Source organism: Enterobacter sp. TCD1-1, assembly GCF_020567405.1.
GTDB lineage: Bacteria > Pseudomonadota > Gammaproteobacteria > Enterobacterales > Enterobacteriaceae > Enterobacter > Enterobacter quasiroggenkampii.
Map to the genome: position 1 here is coordinate 71,769 of NZ_JAJCXF010000008.1, position 14,762 is coordinate 86,530.

The 14,762-nt window shown below is 56.9% G+C and carries 14 protein-coding genes; 3 read left to right on the forward strand and 11 right to left on the reverse strand.

The genetic code is table 11. The features are described 5' to 3' along the window. Positions 1–104 precede the first annotated feature (104 nt). Entirely contained in the window at positions 105–473 is a 369-nt protein-coding gene (locus LJA86_RS20800) for a diacylglycerol kinase (protein WP_021242750.1), read from the reverse strand. Positions 474–627: 154 nt separating this feature from the next. On the opposite strand from LJA86_RS20800, the gene plsB reads away from it, so the two are divergent. Beyond that, a complete protein-coding gene (gene plsB / locus LJA86_RS20805; RefSeq protein ID WP_069719700.1) occupies positions 628–3,048 on the forward strand; it encodes a glycerol-3-phosphate 1-O-acyltransferase PlsB in 2,421 nt (806 codons plus the stop codon). A 104-nt stretch (positions 3,049–3,152) separates the two neighbouring features. On the opposite strand, the gene gntU is transcribed toward plsB, so the two are convergent. From gntU to LJA86_RS20830, 5 genes are all read right to left on the reverse strand, one after another. Further along, on the reverse strand, positions 3,153–4,493 hold the full coding sequence (gene gntU / locus LJA86_RS20810) for a gluconate transporter (RefSeq protein WP_014833577.1): 1,341 nt from the start codon (positions 4,491–4,493) through the stop codon (positions 3,153–3,155). A 3-nt stretch (positions 4,494–4,496) separates the two neighbouring features. Next, complete coding sequence (gene gntK / locus LJA86_RS20815; protein ID WP_008503362.1) at positions 4,497–5,024, reverse strand: gluconokinase; 528 nt, start codon at positions 5,022–5,024, stop codon at positions 4,497–4,499. 126 nt (positions 5,025–5,150) lie between these two features. Beyond that, the gene (gene gntR, locus LJA86_RS20820) at positions 5,151–6,146 is read right to left on the reverse strand and encodes a gluconate operon transcriptional repressor GntR (protein ID WP_021242747.1); all 996 of its coding nucleotides are present in this window, start codon (positions 6,144–6,146) and stop codon (positions 5,151–5,153) included. A gap of 101 nt (positions 6,147–6,247) precedes the next feature. Continuing rightward, positions 6,248–6,943 carry a pirin family protein gene (locus tag LJA86_RS20825; protein WP_021242746.1) on the reverse strand — a complete coding sequence of 232 codons (696 nt, stop codon included), beginning with the start codon at positions 6,941–6,943 and terminating at the stop codon, positions 6,248–6,250. A 123-nt stretch (positions 6,944–7,066) separates the two neighbouring features. Then, positions 7,067–8,104 (reverse strand): oxidoreductase, encoded by a 1,038-nt coding sequence (locus LJA86_RS20830; protein ID WP_229226677.1) that lies wholly within the window; start codon positions 8,102–8,104, stop codon positions 7,067–7,069. A gap of 256 nt (positions 8,105–8,360) precedes the next feature. Between LJA86_RS20830 and yhhY the strand changes: the two genes are divergently transcribed. Further along, positions 8,361–8,849 carry an N-acetyltransferase gene (gene yhhY / locus LJA86_RS20835; protein WP_021242744.1) on the forward strand — a complete coding sequence of 163 codons (489 nt, stop codon included), beginning with the start codon at positions 8,361–8,363 and terminating at the stop codon, positions 8,847–8,849. A gap of 108 nt (positions 8,850–8,957) precedes the next feature. On the opposite strand, the gene ggt is transcribed toward yhhY, so the two are convergent. Further along, complete coding sequence (gene ggt, locus LJA86_RS20840) at positions 8,958–10,703, reverse strand: gamma-glutamyltransferase (protein WP_229226678.1); 1,746 nt, start codon at positions 10,701–10,703, stop codon at positions 8,958–8,960. Between the two features lie 123 nt (positions 10,704–10,826). Between ggt and LJA86_RS20845 the strand changes: the two genes are divergently transcribed. Continuing rightward, positions 10,827–11,204 carry a DUF2756 family protein gene (locus tag LJA86_RS20845; protein WP_045328887.1) on the forward strand — a complete coding sequence of 126 codons (378 nt, stop codon included), beginning with the start codon at positions 10,827–10,829 and terminating at the stop codon, positions 11,202–11,204. Here LJA86_RS20845 and ugpQ read toward each other — a convergent pair. From ugpQ to ugpA, 4 genes are read right to left on the reverse strand one after another with little or no spacing between them, the layout of a single operon-like run. After that, the gene (ugpQ, locus tag LJA86_RS20850) at positions 11,188–11,934 is read right to left on the reverse strand and encodes a glycerophosphodiester phosphodiesterase (protein ID WP_045909163.1); all 747 of its coding nucleotides are present in this window, start codon (positions 11,932–11,934) and stop codon (positions 11,188–11,190) included. The genes LJA86_RS20845 and ugpQ overlap by 17 nt on opposite strands. Further along, complete coding sequence (locus LJA86_RS20855) at positions 11,931–13,001, reverse strand: sn-glycerol-3-phosphate import ATP-binding protein UgpC (protein ID WP_229226679.1); 1,071 nt, start codon at positions 12,999–13,001, stop codon at positions 11,931–11,933. Before LJA86_RS20855 ends, ugpQ begins: the two co-directional genes overlap by 4 nt. A gap of 1 nt (position 13,002) precedes the next feature. Continuing rightward, positions 13,003–13,848, reverse strand: coding sequence for a sn-glycerol-3-phosphate ABC transporter permease UgpE (ugpE, locus tag LJA86_RS20860; RefSeq protein WP_229226680.1), 846 nt, complete (start codon positions 13,846–13,848; stop codon positions 13,003–13,005). Further along, the gene (gene ugpA, locus LJA86_RS20865; protein ID WP_229226681.1) at positions 13,845–14,732 is read right to left on the reverse strand and encodes a sn-glycerol-3-phosphate ABC transporter permease UgpA; all 888 of its coding nucleotides are present in this window, start codon (positions 14,730–14,732) and stop codon (positions 13,845–13,847) included. Before ugpA ends, ugpE begins: the two co-directional genes overlap by 4 nt. Positions 14,733–14,762: the final 30 nt, after the last annotated feature.

Sequence of the window (14,762 nt, forward strand, 5' to 3'; positions counted from 1 at the left end):
CCCCCTGGGTGTATATACAGTTATGCTGTGAGTATATACAGTCAAAGGCGATTTTGGAACCAAAAACTGCACAAAAAACCAGGGACTTAATTATTCCTCGAGGCTCATCGGAAATGTGACCAAAGCAGCGTGACCCAGGTGATAACGGCAGTGATAATCGCCAGCAACACGGCAGCAGAGCCCATGTCTTTTGCACGGCCAGAAAGCTCATGGAAATCGGAACCAATGCGATCCACAACGGCCTCAATAGCGCTATTAAGAATTTCCACTATCATCACCAGAAGAACGGAACCGATAAGCAGTACGCGGGTAATCGCATCAACATCAAGGAAACAGGCGACGATCACCGCGATGATAGCGGCGACGCCCTCCTGGCGAAAGGCGGCTTCGTTGACCCATGCGGCACGGAAACCTTTCCATGAATAGCCGGCGGCTTTGATGATACGTGTTAACCCAGTGGTATTATTGGCCATTAAAAGAACCTTTTTTAAAAAAGAGCGTCAGTAACAGGAGCCGTAGCGCGTTTCGCTACAGCCTGAAGTATGACGGGTAACAACAGAAATTTTGCGCGCTTTCTGTTATCCTTGCGCCGCAATTGCATTATTAACCAGAGGCTTTACATCGTTTATGTCCGGCTGGCCACGAATTTACTACAAATTACTTAATTTACCATTAAGCATCCTGGTAAAAAGCAAGTCTATCCCAGCAGAACCCGCGCTGGAATTGGGGCTTGATACGTCACGCCCCATTATGTACGTTTTGCCTTATAACTCGAAGGCTGACTTACTGACGCTTCGCGCCCAATGTCTGGCGCATGACTTACCTGACCCGCTTGAACCGCTGGAAGTTGACGGTACGCTGCTGCCGCGCTACGTGTTCATTCACGGTGGACCGCGCGTGTTTACCTATTACACGCCAAAAGAAGAGTCCATCAAGCTGTTCCATGACTATCTCGACCTGCACCGCAGCAATCCCGATCTGGATGTGCAGATGGTGCCGGTATCGGTGATGTTTGGTCGTCGTCCGGGCCGTGAAAAAGGCGAAGAGAATCCGCCGCTGCGCATGCTTAACGGCATCCAGAAGTTCTTCGCGGTCTCCTGGCTGGGACGCGACAGCTTTGTGCGTTTCTCCCCTTCCGTTTCGCTGCGTCGCATGGCGGACGAGCACGGCACCGACAAGATCATCGCGCAAAAACTGGCGCGCGTGGCGCGTATGCACTTCGCCCGTCAGCGCCTGGCTGCCGTAGGACCACGCCTCCCGGCGCGTCAGGATCTGTTCAACAAGCTGTTGGCCTCCAAAGCGATTGCCCGCGCCGTTGAAGATGAAGCGCGCAGCAAGAAAATTTCGCATGAGAAAGCCCAGCAGAACGCCATTGCGCTGATGGAAGAGATTGCAGCGAACTTCTCTTACGAGATGATTCGCCTGTCCGACCGTATTCTCGGCTTTACGTGGAACCGCCTCTATCAGGGCATCAACGTCCATAACGCCGAGCGTGTGCGTCAGCTGGCGCATGATGGCCATGAGATTGTCTATGTCCCCTGCCACCGCAGCCACATGGACTACCTGCTCCTTTCCTACGTGCTCTATCATCAGGGGCTGGTACCACCGCACATCGCAGCCGGTATCAACCTGAACTTCTGGCCAGCAGGTCCGATTTTCCGCCGCCTGGGCGCGTTCTTTATTCGTCGTACCTTCAAGGGCAACAAGCTCTACTCCACTGTGTTCCGCGAGTATCTGGGCGAGCTGTTCAGCCGCGGCTATTCCGTGGAGTACTTCGTGGAGGGCGGTCGTTCCCGTACCGGACGTCTGCTCGATCCGAAGACCGGCACGCTATCGATGACCATCCAGGCGATGTTGCGCGGAGGTACCCGTCCGATCACGCTGGTGCCTATCTACATCGGCTACGAGCACGTGATGGAAGTGGGCACATACGCGAAAGAGCTGCGTGGTGCGACCAAAGAGAAAGAGAGCCTGCCGCAGATGCTGCGCGGCTTGAGCAAGCTGCGTAATCTCGGTCAGGGCTACGTGAACTTCGGTGAGCCGATGCCGCTGATGACGTACCTGAACCATCACGTTCCGGAGTGGCGCGAGTCCATCGATCCTATCGAAGCGGTGCGTCCGGCCTGGCTGACGCCAACGGTTAACGGCATCGCATCCGAGCTGATGGTGCGCATTAACAACGCCGGTGCGGCTAACGCCATGAACCTGTGCTGTACGGCACTTCTGGCTTCACGTCAGCGCTCGCTGACCCGTGAACAGCTCACGGAGCAGCTGGATTGCTATCTGGATATGATGCGTAACGTGCCGTACTCGGTTGATTCGACCGTGCCTTCTGCAACCGCCAGTGAACTTATCGATCACGCGTTGCAGATGAACAAGTTTGAAGTGGAGAAGGACACGATCGGCGACATCATCATTCTGCCGCGCGAGCAGGCAGTGCTGATGACCTACTACCGCAACAACATCACGCATATGCTGATGCTGCCGTCGCTCATGGCCGCCATTATTACCCAGCATCGTCATATCTCCCGTCAGGAGCTATTGCGCCATCTTGAGACCATCTATCCGATGCTGAAAGCGGAGCTGTTCCTGCGCTGGAGTAAGGATGAGCTGGCGACAGAACTGGATAAGATGATGGAAGAGATGCGTCGCCAGGGGCTGATTACCCTGAACAACGACGAGCTGCACATCAATCCGTCACGCTCCCGCACCCTGCAGCTGCTGGCGGCCGGTGCGCGCGAAACGCTGCAGCGCTACGCCATTACGTTCTGGCTGCTGAGCGCGAATCCGTCTATCAACCGCGGTACGCTGGAGAAAGAGAGCCGGACGCTGGCCCAGCGCCTGTCCGTTCTGCACGGCATTAACGCCCCTGAATTCTTCGACAAAGCGGTCTTCAGTTCCCTGGTGCTGACGCTTCGCGATGAAGGCTTCATCAGTGATACGGGTGATGCCGAGCCGGAAGAGACGCTGAAGGTGTACCAGATGCTGGCAGAGCTGATTACCTCGGACGTGCGCTTGACGATTGAGAGCGCCACGCAGGGCGAGTAACACAATGCCGGGTTATGGCCCGGCCTGACGCCCTGGATAATAAAAAGGCCCGGTAAGCGCTGACGCTACCGGGCCTTATTTTTAGCCTTGTTAAATCACCGCATTTAGCTGAGCAGCGTAAAGGCAATCATCCCGACAATTGCACCCGTCGTGCCGAGAATGGTTTCCATCAGCGTCCAGGTTTTCAGGGTTTGCGCTTCGGTGGCGCCGGTAAACTTACCGAACAGCCAGAAGCCGGCGTCGTTAACGTGAGAGACCACAATCGAACCACCCGCGATACAAATAGAAAGCGCAGCCATCTGGGCACCGGAGTAGTTCAGCTGTTCAATCACCGGCATCACCAGACCCACGGCGGTTAAACACGCCACGGTAGCAGAACCCTGGATGATACGTACCGCCGCAGCCAGCACAAAGCAGGTCACCGCAATCGGCAGGCCCATCCCGGTCAGCGCTTCACCCAGAGCCGGGCCCACGCCGGAATCCACCAGCACCTGCTTGAACACGCCGCCTGCACCGATCACCAGCAGGATAATCCCCGCAGGCTGCAGCGCCGCACCGCAGATCTCCATCACCCGGTCTTTTGGCATCCCCTGACGCATCGCCAGGCCGTAAATCGCCACCAGACACGCCACCAGGATCGCCGTGAACGGGTGACCGATGAACTCAAACCACTCGTAGGCAGTGGACCCCACCGGCACAAAGCGCGCAGCGATGGTTTTCAGACCCACCAGCACCAGCGGCAGCAGGATCAGCGACAGGCTGAAGCCGAAGGATGGCATTTTGCCCTCGCCCAGGTGCGGCTCGGTGATGTCATCCGGAATATGCAGCTCAACGTAACGGCTGATGAAGTTGCCCCACAGCGGGCCGGCGATAATCATCCCCGGGATTGCCGCGCACAGGCCAATCAGAATCATCCAGCCAAAGTCGGCGTGCATCTGGGAGGCCAGTAGCATCGGGGCGGGTCCCGGCAGCAGAAACGCCGCAGCCGCCGCCACGCCCGCAAACAGCGGAATGACCAGCTTCACGAGGTTAGTACCGGTATGGCGCGCCATGGAGAATGCGACGCTTATCAGCAGCACAACGGCCACTTCGAAGAACAGCGGCAGCGCGCAAATCAGACCGGCCAGACCAATCGCGTAATGCGCACGGCTGTGGCCGAAGGATTTCAGCATCTTGACGGCAATCTGGTCGACCGCGCCCGTCTCGTGCAAAATCTTGCCAAACATCGCGCCCAGCGCGACCACAATCGCCAGGAAGCCCAGCGTACCACCCATCCCTTTTTCCATCGTCGCGGCGATCTTGTCGAGCGGCATACCGGAAAAGAGACCAGCACCAATAGAAACCACCATCAAAGCAACAAAGGCGTGCATACGCGCCTTCATCACTAAAAACAGCAGCAGCAATACCGAACCCACTGCTGTCAAAACTAGCGTTAATGTACTCAAAACTTACTGCCTTTTATTAATGACCTCGATGGTGCTGGCAACAACACCCTCCAGTGACTGATCGATATCAACCACTAAGACGTCTTTCTCGTCTTCACCCGGCTCCTGCAGCGCTTCGAACTGCGTTACCAGCATCTGGGTTTTGAAGAAGTGACCTTTGCGCGCCTTCAGGCGGCTTTCAATCACCTCGAAATCCCCTTTCAGGTAGATGAAAGAGAGGTTTGGGTTGCCGTCGCGCAGCAGGTCGCGATAGGTTTTTTTCAGCGCGGAGCAGACGATCAGGGAGACTTTGTTGGTGCGCTGCATCGCGAACGCGGCGTCATTCAGCGCCTGCAACCACGGTTTGCGGTCGTCATCGTTCAGCGGCTCGCCGGAGGCCATTTTCATGATGTTGCTGCGCGGATGGAGGAAGTCGCCATCAAGAAACGCAGCCTGGAGTTGATGCGCCACTTCGCTGGCCACGGCTGATTTCCCGCTACCGGAAACGCCCATCAGGACGTAGACGTGGTGATCGTGATTAGTCGTGCTCAAAGGGTGTCCCTCAGTCAATTGTTACGGGTAACAGTTATCGGTAACATTGTCCTGCTGGGGCAAAAGAGAAGCAATATCCAAACGTGCGCGAAGTGAATAAGTGTGAGCTACTTCAAATTTGTCAGTTCAAATAGATCCACCCGGTGACAAGGTGAAACCTAAATCTAACATTTTCGGGGTCACCGTCTCGCCACGAATGCGCGCCAGCAGGCGTTCTGCGCCAATTCGGCCCATACGTTCACGCGGCGTCAGGACGCTCGCCAGACGCGGCTCCATCACCTGGCCAATATCGTGGCCGTGGAAACCGGCGATCGCCATATCATCAGGGATCTTCAGCCCCAGACGCTGACACTCAAATGCTGCGCCGACCGCAAGGTCATCGTTGGTACAGAAAATACCGTCCAGTTGCGGATACTCGCGTCGCGCCTGACGCATCAGCTCAATACCCGACGTATAGGAAGAGGACTGCTCCACCATCACGCTGTACGGGGTTAAGTTCGCGTCGAGCATCGCCTGCTCGTATCCCTTCTGTTTGATGATAGTACGTTCATCAAGACGCGCACCCAGATAGGCGATATGACGATGCCCGCGGGCGATAATGGCCGCCGTCATCTGGCGCGCCGCTTCGAAGTTATCAAAGCCGACGGCGATGTCGAGGCACGGCGACTGGCTGTCCATCAGCTCCACGACCGGAATACCGGCCACTTCAATCATTTTGAGCGTGCGGGCAGTGTGGGTTCGTTCGGTTAAAATCAGGCCGTCAATGTTCCAGGAAAGCATCGATTCAAGACGTTCCTCTTCGAGTTCCGGCTTGTACCCGTAGTGGGCGAGCATGGTCTGGTAGCCAAACGCATCGGTAACGCTTTCGATTCCACGTAATACTTCGGCGAAAACCTGGTTGGTCAAAGAAGGAAGCAGAACGCCCACCGCGCGGCTGGTCGCATTGGAGAGAATATCGGGCGCGCGGTTGGGGATGTAACCCAGTTCATCAAGGGCAGCGGCAATCTTGCCACGTAACGCCACGGAAACCTGTTCCGGGTTACGTAAAAAACGGCTGACCGTCATTTTGGTCACACCGACGCGATCGGCGACATCCTGAAGTACGGGGCGTTTCTTTTTCATCGTCCTGAGAAATCTTGAAGTGAGAGATTTGCTCAGTTTACCACGGACAAAGCCCATCCTTCCCCTGTCAAAGGGAAGGATGGGGATTTATTTATGTTTTATTACACCGGCGGCAGGTCAAAGAGCAGAATTTCGCTTTCGCTGTCGGCGTGCACGGAGATCGCCTGCTCGTCCCAGATGGCCAGACCATCGGCGGTTGTCGCTTTGGTCCCGTTGATGGACACGTCACCTTTCACCACCTGGATCCAGACGCGGCGGTTAGCGGCAATCTGATGCACGGACTGTTCATCTTTCGCCAGCGCCCAGCGGTACAGCTCCATATCCTGATGCACTTTCAGGGAGCCTTCACGCGCATCCGGGGAGAGCACCAGCTGTTTACCCTGTTTCGCGTCGAAGCGGCGCTGCTCGTAGCGCGGCGTGATGCCGGTCTCTTCTGGAATGATCCAGATTTGATACAGGTGCAGTTTTTCCGTTTTGCTTGGGTTGTACTCAGAGTGACGCACCCCGGTACCCGCGCTCATAATCTGGAACTCGCCCGCCGGAACCTGCTCTTTGTTGCCCATGCTGTCCTGGTGCTCAACCGCGCCTTCCAGCACATAGGTCAGGATTTCCATGTCCTTGTGCGGGTGGGTACCAAAGCCCTGGCCTGCATCAATCACGTCGTCGTTAATCACGCGCAGTGCTGAGAAGCCCATGAAGTTCGGGTCGTAGTAGTCGGCAAACGAGAATGAATGCCATGAGTCCAGCCAGCCATGATTCGCGTGACCACGTTCGTTTGCTTTGCGTAAGTAGATCATTGTTTTCACCCTCAGTTCGTTTCGATGGAGTAAGTGTGGACGCAAACGGCCTGGGATCATAGAGGGTGAAAATTGACTCCTCTGTTCAAAAATTGTGAACAAGTGCAGAGGAGCCGTTTTTGCTTATTTTGCGAGGGTTATCGTGGCAGGAGAAGCCTGTTCGAAGGCCCGTTCAAGGATTTCGAGGTTGGTCAGAACGTCAGATTCCTTGACGTAATTCGCCGTGCCGTTTGTGAGGGTCTCAAACAGCGCATCATAGACGCGGCCATAGTCGCCGGTTTCCGGCTTCAGCGTTTCTTTGACCGTCACGCCCTCGTCGTTCACATACTCCAGCACGCCCACGGAATCGTCCGCGGCAAAGCCTGGCTCACCCGGCATGATATTGGCCTTCAGGCTGGTCTCCTGCTGGTCGATACCGTATTTGATAAACGAACCTTTAGTGCCGTGAACGATAAATTTCGGGTAGTCGATTTTCACCAGATGGCTGGTTTTGACGATGGCCTTCAGGTCGCCGTAGAACAGCTGGGCTTCGAAGGTATCGTCCGGGTTGGCTTTGCTGCGCAGGCTGCGAATGTCATACGCCACGTGGTCCGGGCGGCCAAACAGGGAGATGATCTGGTCCATGGTGTGCACGCCCAGACCATAGAACGAACCATCCTGAGGCAGTCCGGGTTGCGTTTCCGCCACCGGACGGTAGTAATCGAAGTGGCTTTCGATTTCCACGATGTTGCCGAGCTTGCCGCTTTCAATCGCTTTTTTCGCCGTCAGGAAGCAGCTGTCAAAGCGACGGTTCTGATACGGCGTGACGGTCAGGCCTTTGCTTTTCGCCAGCGCGAACAGCTCTTTCGCTTCGGCAATAGTCGGGGTGAACGGCTTTTCTACCAGCACGTTTTTACCCGCATTGAGCGCGCGTTTGGCATAGTCAAAATGGCTGTCGGCGTGGGTGCAGACAACCACCAGCTTCACCTGTGGGTCGTTAAGCACCTCATCGAGATCGCTGGTGAAGTGGATGTGGGAATACTGCGGAGATTGCTCTTCCGGCTTCGCGCGGCGGCGGTAGATATGGGCCACATGCCAGCTGTCTTTGCGGTTAAGAACATACGGCAGGTGATAGCGGGTCGTACTTTTACCAAATCCAATAAATGCGCAATGTAGTGTCATAGCTCAGTCCTTTTGGAAGGTTACTGAGTCTAACCATAACAAAAAAAAAGCCAGCTAAAAGCTGGCTAAAGTAATACTGGAAGCAATGTGAGCAATGTCGTGCTTTCAGGTTCCCGTAGGGGTCTTCCTGAATGCAGAGCAATAATAATCATTCTCATTCGCACTTGTCCAATACTTTTTGCAAAAAATAGCGGTTGACTCAAATTTTAAAGTCATTGATGTTGGAAGGGACGTTTAACTGACTGAGGAACAAGGAATGAGTGAGATAGTGATACGCCACATCGAACCCAGCGATGCAGAAGCTTTACGTGACATCATGTCGCATCCTGATGTGTATCACGACACGCTACAGCTCCCTCATCCTTCTATGGAAATGTGGCACGAACGCGTTGCGACAAAACCAGGCCGGCGCCATCTCGTTGCCTGTCTGGACCAGCGCGTTATTGGACATATGGCGCTGGACGTAATGGAAAACCCGCGTCGCAGCCATGTTGCCACATTCGGCATCAGCGTGGCTGCGGATATGCAGGGACGCGGCGTAGGCCGCAGGCTCATGAGCGAGATGATCAACCTGTGTGACAACTGGTTGCGCATTGAACGTATCGAACTGACGGTCTTTGCCGATAACCCCGCGGCAGTTGCCCTCTATAAAAATTTTGGTTTTGAAATCGAAGGGACCGGCAAGAAATTTGCCCTGCGCAACGGCGAATATGTGGACGCGTATTATATGGCGAGAATGAAGTGACACACTCCCCTCATCCCGGACTGTACACCCCATAGGGGCGAGGGAGAAAAGACCGCACCGTGCAATCCCCTCTCCCCTATGGGGAGAGGGTTAGGGTGAGGGGAATAATCAATACCCCGCCGTCAAATCATCCACCGAACGCGGATCTGATGCGCCAAACAGCGCCCCGTCCGGCCCCACCATAATGCTCTGGGTGCTGCCCATCGCCTCTTTCACCACCACCTTCTGCCCACGCTGCTCAAGCAGTTTAATGGTGTCCGGGCTAAAGCCCTTCTCGACGCGCAGCTCGTCCGGCAGCCACTGATGGTGGAAACGCGGGGCGTTGGTGGCTTCGGCGACGTTCATCCCAAAGTCGATGCTGTTCACCACCATCTGCAATACGGTGGTGATAATCCGGCTGCCGCCCGGGCTACCGGTTACCAGCCAGGTTTTGCCCTCTTTCACCACGATGGTGGGCGACATGGACGACAGCGGACGTTTCTTCGGCCCTACCGCGTTCGCATCGCCGCCGACCAGCCCGTAGACGTTCGGCACGCCCGGCTTGGCAGAGAAGTCATCCATCTCGTTATTCAGCAAAATGCCGCTGTTACCCGCCACAATCCCGGTGCCGAAGGTCGTGTTGAGCGTATAGGTCACCGCCACTGCGTTACCGTCTTTATCCACCACCGAGAAGTGGGTGGTCTGGTTGCTTTCATACGGCGCCAGCTTGCCGGGGCGGATCTCGCTCGACGGCTTAGCCTTGTTGATGTCGATCTGATCGGCAATGGATTTGGCATACGCCTTGTTGGTCAGCGCCTGCCACGGCACCTTCACGAAGTCCGGGTCGCCGAGATATTCCGAGCGGTCGGCGTAGGCGCGTTTTTCCGCTTCCGCCATCACCTGCATGGCATCCGCGCTGCCGAAGCCGAACTTGTGCATATCGAAGTTTTCAAGAATGTTGAGGATCTGCACGATGTGAATGCCCCCGGAAGAAGGTGGCGGCATAGAGAAGACCTCGTACCCGCGGTAGGTGCCGCTAATCGGCTCGCGCTCTACCGCCTTGTAGTCCGCCAGATCCGCTTTGGTGATGAGTCCGCCGTTCTTCTGCATCTCTTGTGCAATCTGGTCGGCAATCGCCCCTTTGTAGAAGGCGTCAGGACCGTGCTCCGCAATCAACTCCAGGCTTTTAGCGAGGTTCTTCTGCACCAGCTTATCGCCCTTCTTCAGCGGTTCACCGTCTTTCCAGAAGATGGCCTTGCTGTTTTCGTGATTCGGAATCACTTCGCTGCCGTAGGTTTTGAGGTCGTCTGCCAGCGCGTCATTCACCACAAAGCCCTCCCGCGCCAGCTTGATAGCAGGCTGTACCACCTTATTCAGCGGCATCGTGCCGTATTTTTCCAGCGCCAGCGAGAAGCCCGCAACGGTACCCGGCGTGCCGGACGCGAGATGCGAGGTCAGGGATTTTTTACTGTCCGGGTTCCCCTGGTCATCAAGGAACATGTCCCGTGACGCCTGAGAAGGTGCCATTTCACGGAAGTCGATGGCGGTGGTTTTACCGTCTTTGGCACGCAGCATCATAAAGCCACCGCCGCCCAGATTCCCCGCCTGCGGGTGCGTCACCGCCAGCGCGTAGCCGACGGCGACCGCCGCATCCACCGCGTTACCGCCCTGCCTGAGAATATCGACGCCCACGCGGGTCGCCAGCGCATCCACGGATGCCACCATGCCGTGGGTTGCCCGCACGGGATGAAAAACATCTTCCTCCACGCCGTAAGAGACCGGAGGCGCCGCGGGCGGGTTGGCCGCCACGCTAAATGTACCGCCTGCCATCAGCGCGGCGAGGGCGACCCAGCGCAAAAACGTTGGTTTCATCATTATTGTTCTCCAGGTGAAGGGATCCATATTCCCCGCTTAAGCCTGGTTCACAACTCCTAAAAAATCATCGTCATGGTGAAATCAGGGTAAACTTAAGAGAGACCTCAAAAGGAGGAAATGACAATGAAACGCTTATTGATTCTTACGGCGCTGATCCCCTTTGCCGCGCTCGCACAGCCACTCAACACCATGAATAACCCGAACCAGCAGGGGTATGTCATCCCGAGCCAGCAGCGTATGCAGACCGAGATGATGAGCCAGCAACAGCAGCAAAAAGGGATGCTGAATCAGCAACTGAGAACGCAGACCCAGATGCAGCAGCAAAGCCTGCAAAATCAGATGAACGCCAACACCCAGCGCGTGCAGCAGGGGCAGGTGCGCGAGCAGCCGTTGCCGAACAAAAACGGCGGAATGTTAGGTGGGATGACCTCGTCAGGCAGCGGACAGCAGCATATGCTGCCGCCGCAGTCGAATGGCAGTATGCTTAATCCGCAGAACTAAAGTCCGGGCCGATCAGGTCAATCGCATCGGTACAGATGCTGTCCACGCCCCAGCGCAGCAGTTCGGCCGCACGCTGGGGTTTATTGACGGTGTAAACCAGAATACGCAGGCCCGCGTCTTTCAGCATCTTCACCCGCGCCTCATCCAGCAGCTTGTGATTAAGATGAATAGAGACACACGCTAAGCGCGTCGTCAGCTCGCGCCAGTCCTCGCGCCACTCGTCCAGCAGCAGTCCGCGCGGCAGTTCCGGCGCTGCGGCCTGTGCGGCCTCCAGCGCATCGATTTCAAATGATGACAGCAGCGGTGCGGTCATCCCCTCCCACAGCTCACGCGCGGCAAGGGCAATGACTTTGCCCGTCAGCGGCCCGGTGCCGGTGGTCGGTTTAATTTCGATATTGGCCATCATGCCATGCTGGCGACAGCGATCGGCCACTTCCGCCAGCAGCGGCAGCGGTTCGCCTTTGAATTCGCCGCTGTACCAGCTTCCGGCATCGACTTTCAGCAGATCGCGCCACGGCAGCTCGCCCGCGACGCCCCAGCCGTTGCTGGTGCGTTCGAGGTTATCGTCATGCAGCAGGAAAATCTCGCCGTCTTTCGACAGCTTGGCGTCGAACTCGATCATCGTGTGGCCGTAGCGCGCGCCAACGTCAATCGCCGCCAGGGTATTCTCCGGCGCCAGCTTACCGCCGCCCCGGTGGGCGACGACATGGGGATAAGGCCAGTTGCTCATACTCGTTGTCCTGTTTCACCGTCAAACAGGTGCAGATGATTTTCCGGCAGGTGTAGCCACAGCGTACTGCCTGCTTTAGGGCGCTCCTGATGTGCCAGACGCACCACCATTTTTTGTTCGCCCCAGCGCCCGTGCGCCAGGTTATCTGCACCCAACATCTCCAGCGTGTCCATCACCAGCGGCACGCCGCCTTCCGCCTGAGTGATTAAACCGATATGTTCCGGGCGGATACCGAGCGTCATCTTACGCCCGGCGTAGCCACGATAGTACCAGTTGATCGGCAATGCCATCCCGCTTTCCAGCTCAAAGTGCGAGCCCGCGCTGCTGATGCGCCCTTCCAGCAGGTTCATCGCCGGGCTGCCGATAAAGCTCGCCACGAAACGGGTGGCCGGTTTCTCGTAGACTTCCACGGGGGTGCCAATCTGCTCGGCAACGCCTTTGTTCATCACCATCACGCGCTGGGCGAGGGTCATGGCTTCGACCTGATCGTGGGTAACGTACAGCGATGTGGTTTTCAGACGACGGTGCAATTGCTGCAGCTCAAGACGCATCTGCACGCGCAGCTTGGCGTCGAGGTTAGAAAGCGGCTCGTCGAACAGGAATACCGCCGGGTCGCGCACGATGGCGCGCCCCATCGCTACGCGCTGGCGCTGGCCGCCGGAAAGCTCGCGCGGGCGGCGCTTCAGCAGGCCGTCCAGCTCCAGAATGCGGGCGGCTTCTTTCACGCGCTCCTCGATATGGCCTTTGCCCATGCCGCGTATTTTCAGCCCCCAGGCCATGTTCTCTTCCACGCTCATGTGCGGATAGAGAGCGTAGTTCTGGAAGACCATCGCGATGCCTCTGTCTTTCGGCTCCATCTCGGTGACGCGCTGGCGGTCAATCCAGATATCCCCGGAGGTCACGCGCTCCAGCCCCGCCACCATGCGCAGCAGGGTGGATTTGCCACAGCCGGATGGGCCGACCATCACGATAAACTCCCCGTCCGCCACGTCGAGCGTGAGCGGCTGAATCACCTGGGTTTTGCCGTCCCAGCTTTTGGTTACTGCCTGAAGTTTTAAACCTGCCATCTTATTTCTCGCTATCGACCAGGCCGCGGACAAACGCGCGCTGCATGGCTAAAACAATGACTACGGGTGGGATAAGGGTAAGCAGCATCGCCGCCATCACCTGGTTCCAGAGGGTGGTGCCTTCGCCGGTGGCAATCATGCCTTTGATGCCCGCCACGGCGGTGCCGAGATTGACGTCCTGAATAATCAGCAGCGGCCACAGGTACTGGTTCCAGCCGTAGATAAAGGTGATCACAAACAGCGCCGCAAGGTTGGTTTTCGACAGCGGCAGCACGATGTCGCGGAAGAAGCGCATCGGCGAGGCGCCATCAATGCGCGCCGCTTCAGTCAGCTCGTCCGGCAGGGTCATAAAGAACTGGCGAAACAGGAAGGTGGCGGTCGCTGAGGCCATCAGCGGCAGGGTCAAGCCCGCGTAGCTGTCGAGCATCTTGAGGTTGGCGATCACTTCCACCGTCGGGAAGATACGCACCTCCACCGGCAACATCAGGGTGATAAAAATCATCCAGAAAAACAGGTTGCGCAGCGGAAAACGGAACCAGACGATGGCGAAGGCCGAGAGCATCGACACCGTAATTTTGCCGACCGTAATGCCGAACGCCATGATGAAGCTATTGAGCATCATCAGCCAGAACGGCGCGCTGTTGGCGCCCACGCCCTGAGTCCAGATGGTTTTCATGTTCTCGAACAGATGTGTGCCTGGGATCAGCGTCATCGGCGTGTCGAACACCGCTTTGGTGTCCAGCGTGGCGGCGACAAAGGCCACGTACAGCGGGAAGAGGATGACGATAATCCCCAGAATCAGCATGGTGTGGCTGAAAATCGTCAGCCCGCGACGGTTCTCAATCATTGGTAGCGCACCTTACTTTCGACATAGCGGAACTGCACCACCGTGAGGATGATGACGAGGAACATCAACACCACCGACTGCGCGGCGGAGGCGGAGAGATCCAGCCCGGCGAAGCCTTCGCGGTAGATCTTGTAGATAAGCGTCGTGGTCGCCTGCACCGGGCCGCCTGCGGTGGCCGCATCGATCACCGGGAAGGTGTCGAAGAAGGCGTACACGAGGTTAACCACCAGCAGGAAGAAGCTCACTGGGGCGATCAGCGGCAGCGACAGTCTGAAGAAACGACGAATTGGCCCTGCGCCATCAATCGCGGCGGCTTCCACCAGCGAACGGGGAATGGACTGCAGCGCGGCAAAGAAGAACAGGAAGTTATAGCTGATCTGCTTCCACATCGAGGCAAACACCACCAGGAACATGGCCTGACCGCTGTTCTGGGCGTGGTTCCAGTCGTAGCCGAACTCTGCCAGGAAATGGGTGATCAGCCCGCGACCGGGGTTAAACAGGAAAATCCACAGTACGGCAGCGACGGCGGGTGCCACGGCGTACGGCAGCAGCATCAGGGTCTGATAAATACGACTTCCGCGCACCACGTAGTCCACCAGCGCGGCGAAAAACAACGAGGCAACAAGGCCGCTGACGGTGACCAGCGCGCTGAACTTCATCGTCGTCCAGAAGGCGTCCAGGTAGTAGATGTCATGGAACAGCGCGGTAAAGTTGTCCAGCCCGACAAACTGGCTGGAGAGCCCAAACGGATCGACGCTTTGTACCGAGTACCACAGCGCTTCGCCCGCAGGCCAGATAAAGAAGATAACGGTGATGACCAGCTGAGGCGCGACCAACAGGTACGGCAGCCAGCGGGAACGGAACACCGGACGGGATGATGACATAGGTTAGCTCTGTAGGTATTCACCCCTCAC